The 19,536-nt window shown below is 63.3% G+C and carries 15 protein-coding genes; 1 reads left to right on the top strand and 14 read right to left on the bottom strand.

What is annotated here, in order from left to right; translation table 11 throughout:
* The first annotated feature begins 84 nt into the window (after window positions 1-84).
* On the top strand, window positions 85-879 hold the full coding sequence (locus A4C63_RS15115; protein ID WP_063913348.1) for an SDR family NAD(P)-dependent oxidoreductase: 795 nt from the start codon (window positions 85-87) through the stop codon (window positions 877-879).
* A gap of 129 nt (window positions 880-1,008) precedes the next feature.
* On the opposite strand, the gene A4C63_RS15110 is transcribed toward A4C63_RS15115, so the two are convergent.
* The 14 genes from A4C63_RS15110 to A4C63_RS15045 form a co-directional block, all read right to left on the bottom strand.
* On the bottom strand, window positions 1,009-1,821 hold the full coding sequence (locus A4C63_RS15110) for an SDR family oxidoreductase (protein ID WP_063913347.1): 813 nt from the start codon (window positions 1,819-1,821) through the stop codon (window positions 1,009-1,011).
* A 150-nt stretch (window positions 1,822-1,971) separates the two neighbouring features.
* Window positions 1,972-2,436, bottom strand: a complete 465-nt coding sequence (locus A4C63_RS15105) for a hypothetical protein (protein ID WP_015271749.1) — start codon at window positions 2,434-2,436, stop codon at window positions 1,972-1,974.
* Between the two features lie 98 nt (window positions 2,437-2,534).
* Window positions 2,535-3,989 carry a mannose-1-phosphate guanylyltransferase/mannose-6-phosphate isomerase gene (locus A4C63_RS15100; RefSeq protein WP_063913346.1) on the bottom strand — a complete coding sequence of 485 codons (1,455 nt, stop codon included), beginning with the start codon at window positions 3,987-3,989 and terminating at the stop codon, window positions 2,535-2,537.
* A 35-nt stretch (window positions 3,990-4,024) separates the two neighbouring features.
* Complete coding sequence (locus A4C63_RS15095) at window positions 4,025-4,672, bottom strand: alginate O-acetyltransferase AlgF (protein ID WP_063913345.1); 648 nt, start codon at window positions 4,670-4,672, stop codon at window positions 4,025-4,027.
* A gap of 14 nt (window positions 4,673-4,686) precedes the next feature.
* Window positions 4,687-5,844, bottom strand: coding sequence for an alginate O-acetyltransferase (locus A4C63_RS15090; RefSeq protein ID WP_063913344.1), 1,158 nt, complete (start codon window positions 5,842-5,844; stop codon window positions 4,687-4,689).
* Between the two features lie 10 nt (window positions 5,845-5,854).
* Window positions 5,855-7,312 (bottom strand): MBOAT family protein, encoded by a 1,458-nt coding sequence (locus A4C63_RS15085; protein ID WP_063913343.1) that lies wholly within the window; start codon window positions 7,310-7,312, stop codon window positions 5,855-5,857.
* Window positions 7,313-7,494: 182 nt separating this feature from the next.
* Window positions 7,495-8,598 carry a mannuronate-specific alginate lyase gene (locus A4C63_RS15080; RefSeq protein ID WP_063913342.1) on the bottom strand — a complete coding sequence of 368 codons (1,104 nt, stop codon included), beginning with the start codon at window positions 8,596-8,598 and terminating at the stop codon, window positions 7,495-7,497.
* Window positions 8,599-8,605: 7 nt separating this feature from the next.
* Entirely contained in the window at window positions 8,606-10,048 is a 1,443-nt protein-coding gene (locus tag A4C63_RS15075) for an alginate O-acetyltransferase (RefSeq protein WP_063913341.1), read from the bottom strand.
* 13 nt (window positions 10,049-10,061) lie between these two features.
* Window positions 10,062-11,621, bottom strand: coding sequence for a mannuronan 5-epimerase AlgG (algG, locus tag A4C63_RS15070; RefSeq protein WP_063913340.1), 1,560 nt, complete (start codon window positions 11,619-11,621; stop codon window positions 10,062-10,064).
* Window positions 11,622-11,643: 22 nt separating this feature from the next.
* Window positions 11,644-13,122, bottom strand: coding sequence for an alginate export family protein (locus A4C63_RS15065; RefSeq protein WP_063913339.1), 1,479 nt, complete (start codon window positions 13,120-13,122; stop codon window positions 11,644-11,646).
* A complete protein-coding gene (gene algK, locus A4C63_RS15060) occupies window positions 13,119-14,546 on the bottom strand; it encodes an alginate biosynthesis TPR repeat lipoprotein AlgK (protein WP_063913338.1) in 1,428 nt (475 codons plus the stop codon). The genes A4C63_RS15065 and algK overlap by 4 nt, the downstream gene beginning before the upstream one ends.
* 12 nt (window positions 14,547-14,558) lie before the next feature.
* Window positions 14,559-15,725 carry an alginate biosynthesis protein Alg44 gene (locus A4C63_RS15055; RefSeq protein WP_063913337.1) on the bottom strand — a complete coding sequence of 389 codons (1,167 nt, stop codon included), beginning with the start codon at window positions 15,723-15,725 and terminating at the stop codon, window positions 14,559-14,561.
* A 36-nt stretch (window positions 15,726-15,761) separates the two neighbouring features.
* The gene (locus A4C63_RS15050) at window positions 15,762-17,243 is read right to left on the bottom strand and encodes a glycosyltransferase family 2 protein (RefSeq protein WP_063913448.1); all 1,482 of its coding nucleotides are present in this window, start codon (window positions 17,241-17,243) and stop codon (window positions 15,762-15,764) included.
* A gap of 72 nt (window positions 17,244-17,315) precedes the next feature.
* Window positions 17,316-18,632, bottom strand: a complete 1,317-nt coding sequence (locus tag A4C63_RS15045) for a nucleotide sugar dehydrogenase (RefSeq protein WP_063913336.1) — start codon at window positions 18,630-18,632, stop codon at window positions 17,316-17,318.
* Between the last annotated feature and the right edge of the window lie 904 nt (window positions 18,633-19,536).

The following is a 19,536-nucleotide window of genomic DNA, read 5'->3' as shown; positions in this document are numbered from 1 at the left end:
GAGGTTGAACCTGTAGGAGCGGGCGTGCCCGCGAAGGGCCGCAAAGCAGCCCCTGCGATTTCCCAGACAGATGAGGAGGCTCAGATGCACATTTCCCTGAACGGCAAGCGCGCCATCGTCAGTGGCTCCACCGCCGGCATTGGCCTGGCCATCGCCATCGGCCTGGCCGAGGCGGGGGCCGAAGTGGTCCTCAACGGTCGCACCCAGGCCCGGGTCGACGAAGCCCTCAACGTTGTGCGCGAACGCCTGCCGCAGGCGCGTATCATCGGCATCGCTGCCGACCTGGCCACCCAGGCCGGTGCGCAGCAGCTGTTCAACCAGGTGCCGCACACCGACATCCTGGTCAACAACCTGGGTATCTTCGAGCCCAAGCCGTTCTTCGAGATCGGGGATGAGGACTGGCAGCGTTTCTTCGACGTCAATGTGCTCAGTGCCGTTCGCTTGTCGCGCCACTATGCCCAGGGCATGGCCGAGCGCAAATGGGGGCGGGTGGTGTTCCTGTCCAGTGAGTCGGCGCTACAGATCCCGACCGAGATGATTCATTACGGCATGACCAAGACTGCGTTGCTGGCGGTGTCGCGTGGGTTGGCCGAGACGCTGGCTGGTACCGGGGTGACGGTGAATTCGGTGCTGCCGGGGCCTACACGTTCGGAGGGGGTGGGCGACTTCTTTGCCAAGCTGGCCGAGGAGCAGGGGGTGTCGACTGCAGAACTGGAAGCCAACTTCCTGGCTGAGCACCGGCCGACCTCGCTGATCAAGCGACTGGCGACGGTGGAGGAGGTGGCGAACATGGTGGTGTATCTGGCGTCGATGCAGGCCAGTGCTACTACCGGGGCTGCCTTGCGGGTGGATGGCGGGGTGCTGCGTTCCATTGCCTGATCTGTTTTGCCTGTACCGGCCTCTTCGCGGGCTCGCCCGCTCCCACAGGGGTAGAGTGATTCCGACGATGGCGCAATACCTGTGGGAGCGGGCAAGCCCGCGAAGAGGCCAGCACAGGCAATCAATCGCTCAAAGTGGGCGCAACAATCCGAAGCGCCTGCGCAATGCCCAATCCAGCAACCGCCGCGGCAGTAACCGGGCCATCAACGGCAACGCCATGCTGCCATTGCCCAACCGCACCACCGCCGGCACCGGCGACTTCCCGACCGCCGCCAGCACGCCCTGGGCAAACACCGCCGCTGAAGTAGGTTTGTCCTGCGAGGCCCGTGCACGAGCCTGCACCTGCTCGCGCAACGGCCACCATGCCGAATCCGCCGCCAGCACCTGCTCTGCCTGGCGCTGGGCATTGCTGGCGAACTGCGAGGCAATCGCTCCTGGTTGCACTTCCATCACCTGCACCCCAAACGGTGCCAGTTCCAGGCGCAAGGCATCGCTCAGGGCGTGCACGGCTGCTTTCGAGGCGCAGTAGGCGCCGGCGAACGGGGTGACCAGCACGCCTGATACGCTGCCGATGTTCACTACCAGGCCCCGTGAGCGGCGCAGCTGTGGGAACAATGCGCGGGTAACGCCAACCACGGCGAAGACGTTGGTTTCGAACTGCTGGCGCAGGGCATCCACACCGCCATCGAGCAGCGGGCCCATGGCGCCGTAGCCGGCGTTGTTGATCAGGATATCGAGGTTTTCCAGTTCCTCGGCCAGGCGGGCCAGCGCCTCGCTGTCGTTTACATCAAGTTGCCGGGCGGTGTAGCCAGCGGCACTCAGCTGTGCGACATCCTCTGGTTTGCGGGCGGTGGCCCAGACTTGGTGGCCGGCGTCGCGGAAGGCGTCGGCCAGGGCGCGGCCGATGCCGCTGGAACAACCGGTGATCAGGACGGTGGGCATGGTTGGGGCCTGTTGTCAGGGAAAGTTATGTTGACTGTGCTGGCCTCTTCGCGGGCTCGCCCGCTCCCACAGGTACTCCACAGCTCTTGAATACTGTGCAGTGCTTGTGGGAGCGGGCAAGCCCGCGAAAGGGCCGGCACAGGCAATAAATCAATTGGCAAACGTACCTTGCAGGTGCTCTGCCCGAAATTCCAGGGTCTGCGGCCGGTACCCGGAGCGCAGGGGCGGCAACGGCAGGCAGTCTTTCCACTCGGCCCCTGGCTGCAGTTCACCCGGCCCACGGTAGCGCGGGGCGTTGTAGGTATTCTCGGCCAGGTTCACGGTATCGCCCGGTGCATAGGCCGCCACCCGCCAGCGCAGTTCGGTGAGCGGCACGTCGTTGCCGTTCTTCATGCGCACCTGCAGAGCGCGGTCGGCGGGGCAGTGTTCGGGGGCGTAGGTCAGGCGCAGGTCCAGGCGGGCCAGTTGCGAGGTTTCGCGGGTGTCCTGCCAGACGACGAACAGGGCCACCAGGCCCAGGCCGCATACGGCAGCCAGCGAGATCGGCAGGGCCTTGGCCGGGTAGCGCAGCAGCAGCACCAGCCAGGTGAGGATGAGGAAGGCACCGATGATCATGGGGCGGGCAGACCTTGATTGCGCGGGGTCTGACCATCGTAGCCCGAAATGGGGAGTGGCTCAAAAAGCGGGGCCGCAAAGCGGCCCCAGGGTCTTGCTTACTGCGCGATGGTCTTCACCGAAATACCACGCTCGACCGGTGTGGAGGTACGCCCATACACATCTTCGAAGCGTTCGATGTCATCCTCGCCCAGGTAGCTGCCGGACTGCACCTCGATGATCTCCAGCGGAATCTTGCCCGGGTTGCGCAGGCGGTGCACCGAGGCGATCGGGATGTAGGTCGACTGGTTCTCGGTCAGCAGGAACACGTTCTCGTCACAGGTCACCTCGGCGGTGCCGGACACCACGATCCAGTGCTCGGCGCGGTGGTGGTGCATCTGCAGCGACAGGCTGGCGCCCGGCTTGACGGTGATGTGCTTGACCTGGAAGCGGCCGCCCATGTCCACCGAGTCGTACGAGCCCCACGGGCGATACACTTCCAGGTGGTTCTGGGTTTCGCTGCGGCCCTGCTCGTCGAGGGTCTTGACCATCTGCTTGACGCCCTGGACCTTGTCCTTGTGGGCAATCATCATGGCGTCCTTGGTCTCGACCACCACGATGTTCTCCAGGCCGATCACCGACACCAGCTTGCCGTTGCCGTGGATCATGCAGTTGCGGCTGTCCTGCACCACCACGTCGCCCTTGGTGACGTTGCCGTTGTCGTCCTTCTCGTGCACCTCCCACAGCGACGACCAGCAGCCTACATCGCTCCAGCCTGCCGACATCGGCACCACGCAAGCGCGCTGGGTCTTTTCCATCACCGCGTAGTCGATGGAGTTGTCCGGGCAGCAGGCGAAGGTGGCCTCGTCGATGCTCAGCACATCACCGTCTTCCTGGCTGCGCTCCAGGGCCAGTACGCAGGTGTCGTAGATGTCGCCGTCGTGCTTCTTCAGCTCTTCGAGGAAGCGGCTGGCACGGAACAGGAACATGCCGCTGTTCCAGTAGTAGCCGCCGGCCTGGACGAACTCGGCGGCGCGTTTTTCGTCGGGCTTCTCGACGAACTGCGCTACGCGCGCCACGCCTTCAGGCAGCAGGGCGTCCTGGCTGGAACGGATGTAGCCGTAGCCGGTTTCCGGCTTGGTCGCCGGCACGCCGAACAGCACCATCTCGCCACGCTCGGCGGCCACGGTGGCCAGGGCCAGGGCGCGTTGCAGGGCCTTCTGGTCCTCGATCACGTGGTCGGCGGGCAGCACCAGCATCAGGTCATCGCGGCCTTCGTTGACCAGTTTCATGGCCGCCATGGCCACGGCCGGCGCGGTGTTGCGGCCGAACGGTTCCATCAGGATGCCTTGGGTTTCCAGCTTCAGCGCGGCCAGTTGCTCCTGGACGATGAACTTGTGGTCCTTGTTGCAGACCACGATCGGCGTGTCCATGCCTTCGAACACCAGGCGCTCGAGGGTTTGCTGGAACAGCGTGTGTTCACTGGTCAGGGCCAGGAACTGTTTGGGGAACTGCTTGCGCGACAGAGGCCACAGACGGGAACCGCTACCACCAGAAAGAATTACCGGGATCATCATGTTTCTCCAATAGTCGTTGAGAGGCAGGGGAATCAGTTGCTAGCCACGGGGCGAGTTACCCACACCGGCGACAAGGCGTTGCCGGAACCCGTTACGTACAGCACTGCGGCTTCGCCGCGCTCCAGGGCGACGGGTTTGACGTCACCCACTTTCTTGTCTCCTTGGTACAGCGCCAGGTTGACCTTGACCGGGTTGATTTCGCGTTCGCCACGGCCGTTGGCGGCCACCGGCTTGACCACTTCGGTCTTGCCGTCGGCGGTCTTCAGGGTCAGTTGCTGGTCGCTCAGGTTCTGCACGCGAACCAGGGCTTTCTGCTTGTTCTTGAACGGCGGCTCTTCGATCAGCTGCGGGTTGCCGCTGGCGCTGTTGACCAGGGTGTAGTACTTGTCCGAGGCCAGCTTGACCGGCACGCTCTTGCCGCCGACCTGGGCGGTGTAGTCACCCCCTGGCAGGAAGCTGAAGTCGCTGCTGGCCTGAGCGCCAACCTGCTTGATCTGGGTGTTGCCGACCGAGGCTGCAGCCGGTGCGCTGGAAGCGTTGTACAGGCGCACGAAGGTCGAGCCTTTCGGTGCGCTCGGGCCATACAGCGCGGCGTCGGCGCCGGCGAAGGCCTGCATTGAAGCCAGGGACAGGCCGGCAGCGAGGGTGAGGGCTTTGGCAATGGAAGTCTTGGTAGTCATGTGTGTTCCTCTGATTAGTGGTTCGTCCGGGTGGACGACAAAGCCAGGTTTTCTTCGGATTTACGGGTGTTTTTCAGCTGGGCGATCCACTGCGGATCGAAGCTGCTGAGGTCGTTCTTCATTGGCAGATAACGTTCGGGGAATTCCCACACCACCACTTGCGGTGCGGCGTTTTTAAAGGCATCGCTTTGCAGGTACTTGAGCATCGGCAGTAGCGGGCCGTGGCCGTCTTCGGCGTAGTTGGCCACGTCGCTGCGCAGGGCCTGCTGTAGCGCGCCGAGGAAGTTCCAGTGCGGGTTGGCGCTGTAGCTGGTGCCCACCAGTGCAACCGGGATCTGCGTGTCGGCAAACAGTGCGTCACCGGTTTCACCTTCGGCCTCGACCGGGCGAGTGGTGCGCTTTTGCAGGTTGTCCGGGGCCGGCAGCAGGTTGCTGAACAGTGGGTCCAGTGGCAGGAAGTTGGTCAGGTCGCCCTTGTACGACGCGGTACTGCCGGCTTCGGTGATGAACGTCTGTGGGTCGCCATTGAGCAGGCTCTGGCGGCTTACCGCTTCGGCCAGTGCCTGTGCCGCCACTTCGGCGCCCATCGGCGTCCAGTGGGTGTCGGTACGCAGGAACACCTGGCCGCGGGCCTTGGCCTGCTCCATAGGTGCCATCAGGTCCGGGGCGAACACGTTGGCCTGGCGCACCTGGGCATGGAACTGGTTGTACAGGTCGTCATGCAGGCTGGTCGGCAGCTCATTGCCCAGGTACTCGGCATACACCCGCGCCTTGGCCGGCACGATCGCCAGCACCAGCTGGCTGCCGTGCTGCTGCAGGGTGTCGCGCACGCCACGGATCAACGCCAGGTTTTCCTGCATCAGCTGCTCGGCACCGGCGGTGGGCTTGAACTCTTCGTCACTGAACAGCCACTGGTCGCGGCCCAGAACCACGCCGGGGCGGCCTTCGTTGAACAGCTTGAAGTCCATCGCCGCCCACAGGTTGGTGCCCAGGCGCTTGATCGGGAACTGCTCGTCGTAGTGGGTCTCGGCGGCCTTGGCCAGCTTGCCGTTGAGCAGGGTCATCTGCTCGGTACGCTGGAAGCTTTGCAGGCCACCGGTGGACCACACGCCCATGCCCACCAGCAGGCCGAGGAACGACAGCGAATAGGTAATGCGTAATGTCCGGGTCATGTCATCAACCTCAGAACTGGAAGTAAAGGAACGGCGAGTAGCTCTGCGCCGAAAGCTTGAGGATCGAGGCCACGAACAGCAGCAGCACCAGGGCGCGGGTCATCACCCGGGTCCAGTCCAGGCCGATCGAACCGTCGTTGTTGACCTCCACCGGGGTGGCCTTGGGCGTTGGCCTGGCGTTGCGGTAGAAGTCGCGCAGGCCGAAGAACGCCAGGGTGATGTAGGCAACCACCAGGGTGGCTACCTGCAGGCCGGTGAGCTGGGCACGGTTGAGTTCCGACAGCTGCCAGTCGCCGAAGCTGAACATGGCGCCGTACATGCGACCGGCCACCTCCAGGTTCTCGGCGCGGAAGATCACCCAGCCGACCACCACCAGCAGGAAGGTGAACGCCCACTTCACCGGGTTGAAACGCTGCGGGTTGGTGTCGATGCCCAGCGCGCGCTCGATGGCCAGCCACATGCCGTGCCAGGCGCCCCAGATGATGTAGGTGAAGTTGGCGCCGTGCCACAGGCCGCCCAGCAGCATGGTCAGGAACAGGTTGCGGTAGGTGTTGAAGGTGCCTTTGCGGTTACCGCCCAGGGTGATGTACAGGTAGTCGCGCAGCCAGGTCGACAGGCTGATGTGCCAGCGCCGCCAGAACTCGGTGATCGACTGGCTGATGTACGGCTGCTTGAAGTTTTCCATGAAGCGGAAGCCCATCATCAGGCCCAGGCCGATGGCCATGTCGCTGTAGCCGCTGAAGTCGAAGTACAGCTGCGCGGTGTAGGCCAGGGCGCCGAGCCAGGCATCGCCGGTGGTCGGGTTCTGCAGGGCGAAACAGTGGTCGGCCACTACCGCCAGGGTGTCGGCGATGAACACTTTCTTGATGAAGCCCTGCATGAAGCGGGTGCAGCCTTCGGAGAACTTGTCCAGGGTGTGGGTGCGGTTGTTGAACTGGTCGACCAGGTCCTTGAAGCGCAGCACGGGGCCGGCGATCAGGTGCGGGAAGATCGCCACGAACGCCGCGAAGTCGATCAGGTTGCGGGTAGCCGGGGTATCGCCGCGGTACACGTCGATGATGTAGCTGATCGACTCGAAGATGTAGAACGAGATACCGATCGGCAGCAGCACATGGGTAAGGATGAACGGCTCCAGGCCGAACGAGGAGATGATCGCGTTGAGGCTGTCGACGCCGAAGTTGGCGTACTTGAAGTAGCCGAGGATCGCCAGGTCGACACCGACGCCGAGCAGCAGCCAGCGCTGCGCGGGCTTGGTGCGTACACCGGCGGCGCCGACTTTCAGGCCGATCCAGTAGTTCCACAGGGTGACCCCGGCGAACAGGGCCAGGAAGTCCACCCGCCACCAGGCGTAGAAGATGTAGCTGGCGACCAGCAGCAGCAGGTTGCGATAACGTTGCCCGCTCAAGTAGTACAGGCCGAGGAAGATCGGCAAGAACAGGAACAGGAACACGTTGGACGAGAAGACCATCCCGGTTCTCCTTTTTGTTCACAGCATCCGGGGCAAAGCGCCCCCCAAACCCCCCACATGTTCGTGGCGGGCTACCTAGATTCCTGTGGGAGCGGGTTTACCCGCGAAGAGGCCGGCACAGGCACCGCACATGGCAGGTCTGGCCTTTTCGCGGGTAAACCCGCTCCCACAGGGGTTTTGCGTTACTTTTTCGATTCTGCGCTCGGGTCGTAGACCCGGGTCAGGTCGCCACCCAGCCGGAAGCTGTTGAACGGCTGCATGCCGCGCTTGCGTTGCAGGGTGTCGCCACTGCACGCATACAGGCTGCAGTAGGGCTCCATCCACGCGTACTTGCTGTCGATCTTCAGGTCTTTCATGTCCTGTTTCTCGCCATTGCGGGACTTGAACGCGCTGGGGTCCTTCGACCCGTTCAGTACCCGCTGCGCCAGGCGCTGCAGGGCGTTGTTGTTCTCGCCACGCACATCCACGCCATTGACCTGGGCGAAGCTGGCGATCATCGCCAGCGGCGGCAGGGCGTAGTTGTGGTAGGCCAGGGCGCGTTGCTTGCGTTTCAGTTCGTTGGGCAGGAAGCCCTGCTGGTCGACCTGGTTGGCGCCAACCCGGTATTCCTTCACGGCCCAGTCGAACAGGTCGCGACGGTCGGTAGCCACGGCGCTGGCCATTACCGCCCAGGCTGCCCAGTAGCTGTGGTTGTTGATCTTCTCCAGCGGCAGGTCGCTCCAGTCGCGCACGGTCTGTTCGGCCAGCCGGGCAAACCATTTCTCGATCAGCTCGGCCTCGGACTGGTGCGCGGCCAGCGGCTGCGAACTGGAGAACTTCAGGCGCAGCCACGAACCGCTCATGCTGCCCAGCGCCCATTTGCGCATCGACTTGCCGGTGTGGTTGTAGTCGGTGGACATCAGCGCATCGGCGCGGGCCCAGCTGCCCAGCCAGGCCAGGGTGCAGTCGAGCTGTGCCGGGCGGCCGTCACGCATGTACTGGCCGATCATCTTGCTCACACCTTTCTCAAGGGTGGTGATGTCTTCGGTGGACTTGCGAAAGGCCTTTTCCGAGGCGGCATTGAGCGTGGCCCGCGCCTTGTCCGAGCCTTCGTACTTGCTGCGGAACTGCAGGGCGCTGGTGTACGGCTTGGGGGCAGCCTCGCAGCGGAAGTTGCCGTCGCCGGTCTTGAGCTTTTCGATCCCCTCGTAGTAACCCTGGGGTGGTACCAGCGCGGCGTGCGCGGCACCGCCGCACAACGCCAGGGCAAGCAGGGCGGGGCGGGAAATTCGCTTGAACGGGATCATGGTCGCCTCACTGGCCGGCCTGCGCGGTCTGCGCGGGCACGGCGAAGTTGTTGCGTTTGCAGAGCTTGGCTTCGACCTTCTGGGTACCGCTTTCCGGCCCCTGCACCTCGAACGCCAACAGGCTCTGGCTGGCCCAGTCCTCGTCTTCGCGCATCTGGAAGACGAAGCGGCCGTCGGTGTCGGAGGTTTCCGGTTTTTCCAGCTTGATGTCCTCGTGGCGGCCGTTGAGGTACCAGAGGGTGGCCTGCAGCACCTTCACCGACGGGTCTTCGAACTTCACGTCCATTTGTATGTTGCGGTTGACCAGGTCCTTGAGCACGCCACCCTTGCCGTTGACCATCAGCTCGTTCTTGCCGGGCTTGAGGGTGGCGCTGGCGCTCATCAGGGCCGGGCGGTCATCACAACCGTCGTCGAGCAGGCCAAGGATTTGCCGCCAGATGGTTTCCTGGTCCAGGCGATACAGCGGGGAGAATTCCCAGATCAGGATCTTCGGCGGGTTCTTCTGGAATTCCTCGCTGCCCAGGTACTGGATCATCGAGCCTTCCAGGCCACCGCCAGGGAAGGCCACGTTCAATACATCGGCACCAATGTACTGTTGCAGGAAGCCCGCAAAGTTGTAGTTCTTGCCGCTGTGACTGGTACCCACCAACGTGATCTGCGCGTTGCCGGCGTCACCGAACAGGTCGTCACCGCCACCGTCGGAGCCTTTCGGCTCGGTGGCGAACTGGTCCATGTACTGAACTGCGTAACTGGTGCCACAGAGCTGGCCGGCGACGTTATGCAAGGTGCCGGTCTTGCCCATGCGCCCGGACTTCTTCGTTTCGAACTCCTTGCGCGGGATGCCTTCGAAGGCCGGCATCTTGTGCACGGTGTCGGCCACGATCTTCGCTGCACGCTCGGCGCCATATGGCGTCCAGTGCTGGTCGCCACGGAAGTAGAAGTCCTTGCCCTGGTCGGCAGCGGCCAGCTGTTCGTTGGTCAGTGGCGACAGGTCGGGCACGTTGTAGCCCATGCTGGCGAAGCGCTTGAGCATGGCCTGGTAGTTGCCCAGGGCCTTCTGGTAGTCGAAGGCGGCTTTTTCCGCCGGGTTGAGCATGTTGCGGTTCACCAGGCCACGGGTCGGCTGGTACACCACCACCAGTTCCACGCCGCGCTTCTTGAACGCGTCGTGCACCTGCTGCAGACGCTTGTAGCCGGCAGGGGTGGTGTTGAACTCGGTGCGCAGGTCTTCGCGGGTACGGAACAGCCAGTCGCCCTGGGCCTGCACCAGCGTGGTGAAGTTCTGCTGGTAGCGGGTTGTGTAGCGGCTGGCGTCATGTGCTTCAGGGCACAGCTGGCAGCAGGGCTCGGCGCTGAAGGTGGGGGCCTTGACGTCTTCGGCGCGCACGCCCTGGCTGATCGCCAGGAGGGCGGCGGACAGGCCCAGCAGTTTCATCAGATGTGGCGTCATGGTCTGGGCTTCCTTAATCGATCATTTCGGTCTGGCGTTCGACCGGGTCGATCAGCACAGCCTTTTGCTGGCGTACCAGCAGGTCGAGGATTTCGTCCTGGCGTTCGCCGAGGACGCCGTTGAGGCTGATGCCGCTGGCCTTGCGCGGGGCGAGCATGGACACCTTGTACAGTTCGACCGACAGTGGCGAGTCGATCGACAGTGGGCCGGAGCCGTTGGCCGACAGTTCGCCACCGACCAGAATCAGCGACACCTTGGTGTCGAACGGGTCGAGGGCGATGTCGCGGTCGGTATCGGACAGGTCCTTGATGTGGCCGTACACACCCACCAGGCCGTTGGCCATGGCGACGTTTTCGTACAGGCGAATGTTCACGCTGTTACGCACGCGGATGCCGTGGCGGCGGTTGTTGATCAGCTTGTTGCCCCAGATCAGGTTGTCGCCGCTTTCGTACAGGGTGATACCGTCGGTGTGGTTGCGGTAGATCTCGTTGTAGGCGATCAGGTTGTTGACGCTGTTACGGTCGATCACCACGCCCGAGAGCTTGTTGTCGAAGCTCTTGTTGTTGATGATCCAGCTGTCGTTGACCTCACGCGACACGATGATGCCGTGCTTCTTCTTGGTGCCGTACACCGTGTTGCCGGCGATGATCAGCCGGTGCGAGCGGTCGTGCGGGTCGATGCCGTAGACGATGTTGTCGCGGTAGGTGCTGTCCTTGACCACGAAGTCCTGGGTCTCGTAGCAGTAGAAGCCGTACCACATGTCGCTGAACTCCGAGCCGATGATCCAGCCGGTGGGTTCAGGGCGGCCCATGCGCTTGGCCATGTTCGGCGTGTACTGCGAGATGCTCACGCCATACGACTTGGACTTGGCATAGCCGAAGCTGGCCATTTTCGTATTGACGATGTAGGTCTCGGTGCCGCCCCACGACAGCAGGAACGGGCGGAATTCCTTGGGTGAGCGGAAGGTCGCCGGGCCGTTGTCCTTTTCCCGCCAGCCGGTCACCTGGGTGTCGGTGACGAACAGCTTGCCGTCGTTGACCAGGAACGAACCGCCTTCCTGGGACAGGCGCAGTTGCTTGACCTTACCGTCGATCTCGAGGATGCCCTTCGGCCCGACCACGATCGGCAGGCGCGCCAGGTAAACGCCCGGCTCGACTTCGCTGAGGTACTGCCTGGGTACCTTCTTGCTCAGTTCGACCAGGTCGACATGGCCGTCATCGACGAAGATCGCCTGCGGAATGCCATGCTGGCGCTGGACCCACTCGGCCGCCTTGTTGTCGCCACCGACGAATTCCTTGAGGGTATCCTCCTGGAACATGCGGCGCAGGCTGACCTTGCCCTTGTGGCGGCGGTCGATTTTTTTCTGCACCGCATCAAAGGTGTAGCCGGTCAGGTCAGGCAGCTTCGGCGGGTCCATGTGCAGCGGCTCGATCGGTGCGCTGGAGACCGTGTAGGTCTTGGCTTGCTGCAGTTCCTTGGCGATCACCTGGGGTTCTGCGGCAGCGACCAGGCCACTGGCCAGCAGCAAGGCGCTGGCCAACAGGCTGTGGCGTAAGTGCGGGTGAAGGTTCATAACGGTAAGTCCTCTACCGGCCTCAGAAGCGCCAGATCACGTCGACGAAGGCGCGGTGCATGTACGAGTCCGCTTCCTTGCCGTAGGCATCGCCCGGCTTGAACACACCGGCACGCAGACGCACCAGGGCAGATGGCTCGTCGATGGCCTGGCTCATCGAAGCTGGCAGCAGGCCTTGCTTGAAGTACTTGGTCACGACCACGTCCATTTCCTGGCCAAGGTCTTTTTCGCCATCGACCAGTGGGCGGTTCACACCGTTGTCGTTGACCACCGCGTTGATGCCGCTGGAACCGATGTTCTGGTTGCCATCGACACGCCAGAACTTGTGGTAGATGAAGCTGGCGTCGTAGTCGTCGCGCAGCTGCCAGGAGGCGAACAGGGTGGCCGCCTGCAGGTTGCCCAGCTCGCCACGGAAGGCTTCACCAAAGCGGTGTACGCGCGAACGGGTACCGGTGTAGTTGGAGCGGTTGCTCTCCAGGCCGGTCTGCTCGTAGTTGCTCGAACCGTCGTCGCCACCACCGCCGCTGCCACGGGCGTAGGCCGCACCAACCTGCCATTGCGGGTCGAGGCGCAGGCGGACGCCGAAGTCGGTGGCCCAGGCGTTGACGTCACCGCTCTGCTTGCCGGTGGCCACGGTCTGGTCGCCGACGACCTGGCTGCTGAGGGTGTCGCGGTCACCGGTCAGCCAGGTGACGCTGCCCCAGTAGTTGACGGTGTGATCGTTGCGCCAGTTGTAGGCGTCGCTGTTGGCTTCCAGGCCCAGCCAGGTGAGGTCGCCGGTGCGGGTCTTGTCCAGCGCATCGACGGTTTCGCCCGGGTTCTTCAGGCTGCCGCCGTCGTGGGTGTGGTGGGCGCGTACGCCGACCCAGTGGCCTGGGGTCCACTGCGTGGCGACGTTGCCGTAGAGGTGTGTGCGGTCCTTGTCTTCCGGGGCCAGCTCGGTGAGGTCGGTGCGGTATTCGCTGAAGCGCTGGGCCACACCCAGGTCGGCCTTGAGCAGGGTGGTGTCGAAGGTCCAGTTCAGCGCCTCGATGTTGGTGTCACGCCACATGCCATCGTCGCTGCGCAGGCGCTGGCGACCGAAACGCAGTTGCTCGCCAGGGTAGGCGGTGAGGCCGCTGTAGCCGACCCAGAATTCGCGCATGGCCAGGTAGCTCTTGTCCTGCTCGCGGCCGTCGGCGGCGGTGTCGGTGCTGGTGCCGTCGTCGTTCTGGCGCAGGGTGTCGGTTTCGATGGTGTCGGTGGCGGTGACGGCCTGGCCCATGGCATAGGCGCTCCAGTTGCCACGCTCGCCATATACCCAGGGGCGCAGATCGAGACCGAGGCCGTTGACGTCGCCGCCGGAGCGGGTGCCCAGGTCACGGTCGTCTTCCGACTGGCCGGTGATTTTCACATCCAGGCCGAAGTTCTTTTCAGCGGTCATTGCCGCCAGGGTCGGGCAGGACCACAGCAGGGCGAAGCTCAGGCCGATGCCAGCTTTCACGAGGGGATTGAGCGTCATAGCGAGTCCTCACCGGTAACTTCTTTTTCGTCGTCTTGCAGGGCTTCGATGGCCAAGGTGCTGTTGGCGCCCTGGCTCATGCTGCCGCGCGCCTGCTTTTCTTGGGCCAGCAGTTGCTGGGCCTGGCTGCGCTGGTCAGGCGTAAGTTGCTGGTCGAGCTGCTGCAGCAGTTCAGCGGACTGCGGCGTCGGGTTGACCTGGGCCAGTTGGGCGAAGACCCAGGCGTTACCCGGTTGCGGGCGAATGCCGTGGCCTTCGCTGAACAGCTGGGCCAGGGCATAGTCGGCGCTGTTCTGCCCACCGCGGGCGGCGGCCAGCAGGTGGTCGACGGCCTTTTGTGGCTCGACGTTGCCCAGGTAGCCGCGGCGGTACAGCTGGCCCAGGTAGTAATGGGCGCTGACTTCGCCGGCGTCGGCGGCAGCCTGCAGGTGTTGCTCGGCTTTGGCCGCATCCGCAGGTACGGTCTTGCCTTCGTAGTACAGGCGGCCCAGCAACAGTTCGGCGCGTGGCTGTTCGGCTTCGCGGCCCTTGTCGATGTAGGCCATCAGCTGGTCGGTATCGCCCAGCTCGGGGAAGTCGTACACCAGCTGCGCCAGGCTGACCCAGGATGCCGGGTTGGCCGGGGCTACCTGTTCGAGCAGGTCCTTGGCGGTTTTCTCGTCGGTCTGGCCGAGGCTGCGGTCAGCCAGTACCCGGGCAACGCTGTCGACCCGGGTGGCCGGTACTGCGCCACGGGCATAGGCAGCCTTGAGCTGGCCGAGCAGGGCGGCCTGCTGGTCGGCCTGACCACGCTTCTGGTACACGGTGGCCAGCTCGACGTAGCAGATGTCGGTGCTGTTCAGCGCGGCCTTGCAGATTTTTTCCACGTCGCCCAGGTGCTGGTCGTAGGTGCCCTGGGTGCGGTACAGCAGCACCTGGGCCAGGCCCGCTTCCGGGTTGCCGGCGGCGCGCCACTGGTCGATCTGCTGCTGCGCGTTGACCTTGGGGAAGCTTTGCGGGTAGCCCAGGTAGAGCATCGCCAGCGGGATCAGGGTGTTGCTTTCGCCCTGCCTGGCGGCTTGCTTGAGCAGGGTCTCGGCTTCTTCGCGCTCGGCCTGGGTGCTGTCGGGCTTGGCCACCAGCAGGCGGCCCAGGCGCGCCTGGGCACGCGGCGAAATGGCGGCCGCGGCGCGGTAGGTGGCCTCGGCTTCCTTGATTTTCGCGGGGTCGCGGGTGGCGACCTTGATGTCGGCCAGGCCCACTTGCGCTTCGCTGTAGCCCAGGTCGGCCAGGGCCTTGTAGTTGCGCTCGGCCAGTGCCGTGTCACCGCGCTTCATGGCTTCGTTGGCCAGGCGCTGGTCGGGCAGGCCGGCACAGCCAGCCAGGGTGATGGCTGCAGCCAGGGCACACAGGCCCAGGCTGGCGCTTTTCTTGTAGGGAATCATGTTGTGATCCTCTTACAGCCCACGGGCCATGGCTTTGTCGATCAGCCAGTTCAGCGACGGGCCACGGTCGCTGTTGACCGAAGCCGGGCGGCCGGCGAGTTCGGCGGGCAGGGCGCTGTCGGGCTTGATCTGCACGCGGATGTCGGCGGCCAGGTCTTCGCTGTTGAGGCTGGCGCTGCTGACGATCTGGCCGGTGCGCACTTCGTCTTCGCCGGCTACCTGGAAGTTGACCCGGGTACCTGGCTTGACTTCGTCGAACTGGCGGTAGGTGAAGCGCGCCTCGATCATCGGGTTGGTGGTGCGCGGGATCAGCTGGAAGATCGGCTGGCCCTTGGCGGCGTACTGGCCGTTGTCCACCAGCTGGCGGGCGACCACGCAATCACACGGGCTGGTGAGGGTGCCGGAGAGCTGCTTGCCGAACAGTTCCTCGATCTTCGCCGGCTCCAGCTGTGCGTCTTCCAGGTTGCCCTTGAGCATGTCCAGCATGCTGGTGGTGAAGCTGGCCAGTGGCGCGCCCTTGGCGATCTGCCCACCGCTGTCGACCAGGCTGTTCACGGTGCCGTCGCGCGGCATGGTGATGGTGGTGGTGGGCACTGCGACTACGCCGGCTTCGGCGTGGCTGACGAAGTACATGCCGTACAGCGACTTGGCGATGAAGCCGAAGGCGGCGACACCGACCACGAACACGCCGAGGGTGACGGTGACCGCCTTGAGGCGGCCGAAGGCGCTCAGGCCACTGCCGCCATCCTTCTGCTTGCGTGCCTTGGTGAAGTTGTCGCGCTGCAAGGTGCTGAGTACGTCGCCAGCGGTGATCAGCTCACCCGACAGGTGCGAGGTGATGATGTGGCGCAAGGTGGCGATGTCGCGTGGCTCGAGGTTCTGGAACTGCGCGCCGGTGCGGCCACTGTCCGGGTGGTAGGAGCGCACCTGGAACTCGATGTCCATCGACAGGCCGAGGTTGTCGACCGTGAACTGCAGCCGTCCGCGTAGTACGTCGCCAACCGTCAGTTGTTGCTTGGTGTGGAAGCTCAGGCCACCGGCGGAGAGGTCGTCGACCTTCACATCGTGGGCCTGGCGCTGAGGGTCGAGGAACCGCAGCTTGGCGGGGATGCGTACCCGGGCATGCTGGCGCTGGGCTTCGGACTCATGCACGACGTTGACGTTCACGGCGGTATTCATGTGGTTTGTTCCTGTTAGTTCCGATCCGGGTTGGGCTCACACGACCATGAACAGCACAGCAACGAAGATGCTGGCAGCCGAGAAGGTCATGGTCCGCGAGGACCAGGTGTTGAACCATTGTTGAAAGCTGGCGAGGTCACGCTTGAGGGCAGTGGGCTGACGCGTCCAGGACTGCTTGTCGAGGCGGAAGAACACGTAGATCTTCATCAGCGCGCCGATGATCTGGTTGTAATAGAGAATCAGCGGGTAGGCCGGGCCTACGTTGTGGCCGGAGCACAGCAGCATGATGGTGAGGATCAGGCGGGTGATGCCGATCCACAGCAGGTACACCAGCAGGAAGCCCAGGCCGAACTTGAGGCTGGCGATCACCGCCACGGTCAGGCCCAGCAGGCTGGTCCACATCGACACGCGCTGGTCGAACAGCACGATGCTGGTGAACAGCCCCAGGCGGCGCAGGCCCAGGCCCAGCGCGCGGGAGTTCTGCCGCAGGTTGTTGCCGTACCAGCGGTACATCAGCTTGCGGCTGGCCTTGAAGAAGCTCTTCTCCGGCGGGTGCTCGACCGTGTTGATGGCGGCGTCCGGTACGTAGAAAGTGTCGTAGCCCAGGCGCATCAGGCTGAACCAGCTGGACTTGTCGTCACCGGTAAGGAACTTGAAGCGGCCCAGGCGCCAGTGCATCAGCGAGTCGCTTTCGACGTCGGCGATGAACTCGGGGTTGGTCACCACGCTGGCGCGGAACATCGACATGCGCCCGGTCATGGTCAGCACGCGCTTGGACAGGGCCATCGAGCACATGTTGATGTGGCGCTGGGCGAAGCGCAGCTTGTGCCACTCGCTCATGATGTAGCCGCCACGCACTTCGCAGAACTCGTTGGTGGTCAGGCCGCCGACGTTGGGGAACAGCTTGAACCACGGCACGGTCTTGCGTACCACGCCATCGCCCAGCACGGTGTCGCCGTCGATCACCGCCACCACGGCGTTGTCGTCCGGCAGCATGCGCGAGATGGCACGGAAGCCGTAGGCCAGGCCGTCACGCTTGCCGGTACCGGCGATGCGCACGATGTCCAGCTTCACGTGGGCTGGCGGGTTGTATTTGGCCCACAGGCTTTTCACCAGCAGTTCGTCCGACATTTCCACCAGCGAGCAGACCACGGTGGTGGGGAAGCCACAGTTGATCGCCTCGCGGATCACCGAGCTGTACACCTGGGCGGTGGTGAGTGCTTCGATGCGGAAGCTGGTCACCATCAGGTACACGTGGGACGGGTCGGCGTCCTTGCCCATCTTCTGCACCTTGCGGCGCAGGTACGGATACACGCCGTAGAGGAAGATCATGCCGCGGATGAAATGGGTGGCGCCCATGGAATAGCGCCAGATGCCGACTGCGCCGACCAGGAAGATGAAGTGCTTCGACTGCGAGTCGAAGATATCGGCTGGCAGGGCCAGGGCGATCAGCATGAGCAGACTCATGTAGAGCAGCCAACCGGCGCACTGCAACAGCACTGTCTGGAGCCTTTGCATGTTCAGCATCCGTCGAGAATTCGGGAAAGGGTGGGCAGCGGGGGGGGGAGGCCCCCGCTGCCCGGCCAGCACTTACCAGCAGATGCCTTCGGTGCGGCTGGTGGCGCAGGTCGGTTTGCTCATGAAGCCGACCAGGTCGATCACGTGCTTGCCGGCCGGCGCTTGCTGGGCCAGTGCACGGAACTGCTCGTCACGGTTGCCCAGGACGATGATGTCGGCGTTGTCGATCACCTTCTGGAAGTCGGCGTTGAGCAGCGACGACACGTGCGGGATCTTCGATTCGATGTAGTCCTTGTTGGCGCCGTGGACGCGGGCGTACTGGACGTTCTCGTCGTAGATGTCCAGCTGGTAGCCCTTGCCGATCAGGCGCTCGGCCAGTTCCACCAGCGGGCTTTCACGCAGGTCGTCGGTGCCGGCCTTGAAGCTCAGGCCGAGCAGGGCGACCTTGCGCTTGTCGTGGGCTTCGATCAGCTCGAAGGCGTTCTGCACCTGCGATTCGTTGCTGCGCATCAGCGAGTCGAGCAGCGGTGCGCGTACATCGAGGCTGGCGGCACGATAGGTGAGGGCGCGCACGTCCTTGGGCAGGCACGAGCCGCCGAAGGCGAAGCCAGGGCGCATGTAGTACTGGGACAGGTTCAGTACTTTGTCCTGGCAGACCACGTCCATCACCTCACGGCCATCCACGCCGACCGCTTTGGCGATGTTGCCGATCTCGTTGGCGAAGGTGACCTTGGTGGCGTGCCATACGTTGCAGGTGTACTTGATCATCTCGGCCACTTCGATCGGCTTGCGGATGATCGGTGCGTCGAGCTCTTCGTACAGGGCCTGCAGGATGTCGCCGCTGGCGCTGTCCAGTTCGCCGATGACGGTCATCGGTGGCTGGTCGTAGTCCTTGATCGCGGTGCTTTCACGCAGGAATTCCGGGTTGACCGCGACACCGAAGTCGACGCCGGCTTTCTTGCCCGAGCAGTCTTCGAGGATCGGGATCACCACGTTCTTCACGGTGCCTGGCAGCACGGTGCTGCGTACCACGATGGTGTGACGGCGCTCGCTATCGCGCAGCACGTAGCCGATTTCGCGGCACACCGACTCGATGTACTCAAGGCCCAGGTCGCCGTTCTTCTTGCTTGGGGTACCCACGCAGATCATCGATACGTCGCTGGCACGGATGGCTTCGGCGAAATCGGTAGTACCGCGCAGGCGGCCGTTGGCGATGCCCTGTTGCAGCAGTGCTTCCAGGCCAGGTTCGACGATGGGGGACTTGCCCTGATTGATCAGGTCGATCTTGGTGCTGGACACGTCCACACCGATCACTTCATGGCCTCGCGCCGTCAGGCAGCCTGCACAGACTGCACCCACATAACCCAAACCAAAGATGCTGATACGCATCGCTATCACCTCATGTGTTTATCACGCCGGCCTCTCCGGGAAGAGCCGGGCTGGGTTGATTAACAACAGTTTTCGGGCGCACGGACCCATGGCGAAATGCACACTTCGCCGAGCGCAGGCAAAATAAATCCGGAGCGCAAAAAGTTATGCACTCAAATGTGGCAGTAAAAAGCCATTAATTAAAAAACGTGCCCTGGAATGCAGCCGTCTTTATTGCAATGCGCTACATGGCGCGTTGCTGTGCTTGTTTTTTCAAGTGGAAAAATCCTTTGAAATCAACCACTAGGACGAATTGTAAGGGACGCGTCTCTCCTGCGTGGACAGGGTTTTCAGGGGGTGCCTGTCATACCTGTCGAAGTTGTTGGGGCTGGTAGTGGATACCTGCCGTTGTCACTTGTAAGTCATCTCTCACAGCCCGGGGGCAGGAAAATCGTTACGGCACTATGAGCGATTTGTCGTAGCAGAAGTTCCGAGGTGGGTTCGGCGCGGATGAAAGATTTCTAAATATTTTTTCAGTGGCGGACAATTTCAATCTGATAGCACACGGGGGTTTTGCCCCTATATATAAAGGGCGAAACTGTTGCGAGATATTTTTATGCCAGCATCGAAAAATATTTTGAAAAATTCGTCAAAAAAGCTACGGACGGTCTTATGGCGTTTGGCTATAAATCAGTGAGTGACGGTTTTGTGGCGTCAAATTTATGGTGCTGTGGCGATTTGCAGCGTGCCCTGTTGCAGGGCAGAGGGGATGTGTCACGGCTGCTGGCCTCTTCGCGGGCACGCCCGCTCCCACAGGTACCGCGCTAGCTTTTGAAGCTGAGCAGGACAGCTGCTCCTGCAGGTGTAATGCGGTCCATGTGGGAGCGGGCATGCCCGCGAAGCAGGCAACGTGGTGGATGGCACC

Origin of the sequence: Pseudomonas sp. p21, from assembly GCF_001642705.1 — a bacterium.
Lineage (GTDB): Bacteria > Pseudomonadota > Gammaproteobacteria > Pseudomonadales > Pseudomonadaceae > Aquipseudomonas.
This window is presented reverse-complemented; position numbering and strand designations above follow the sequence as displayed.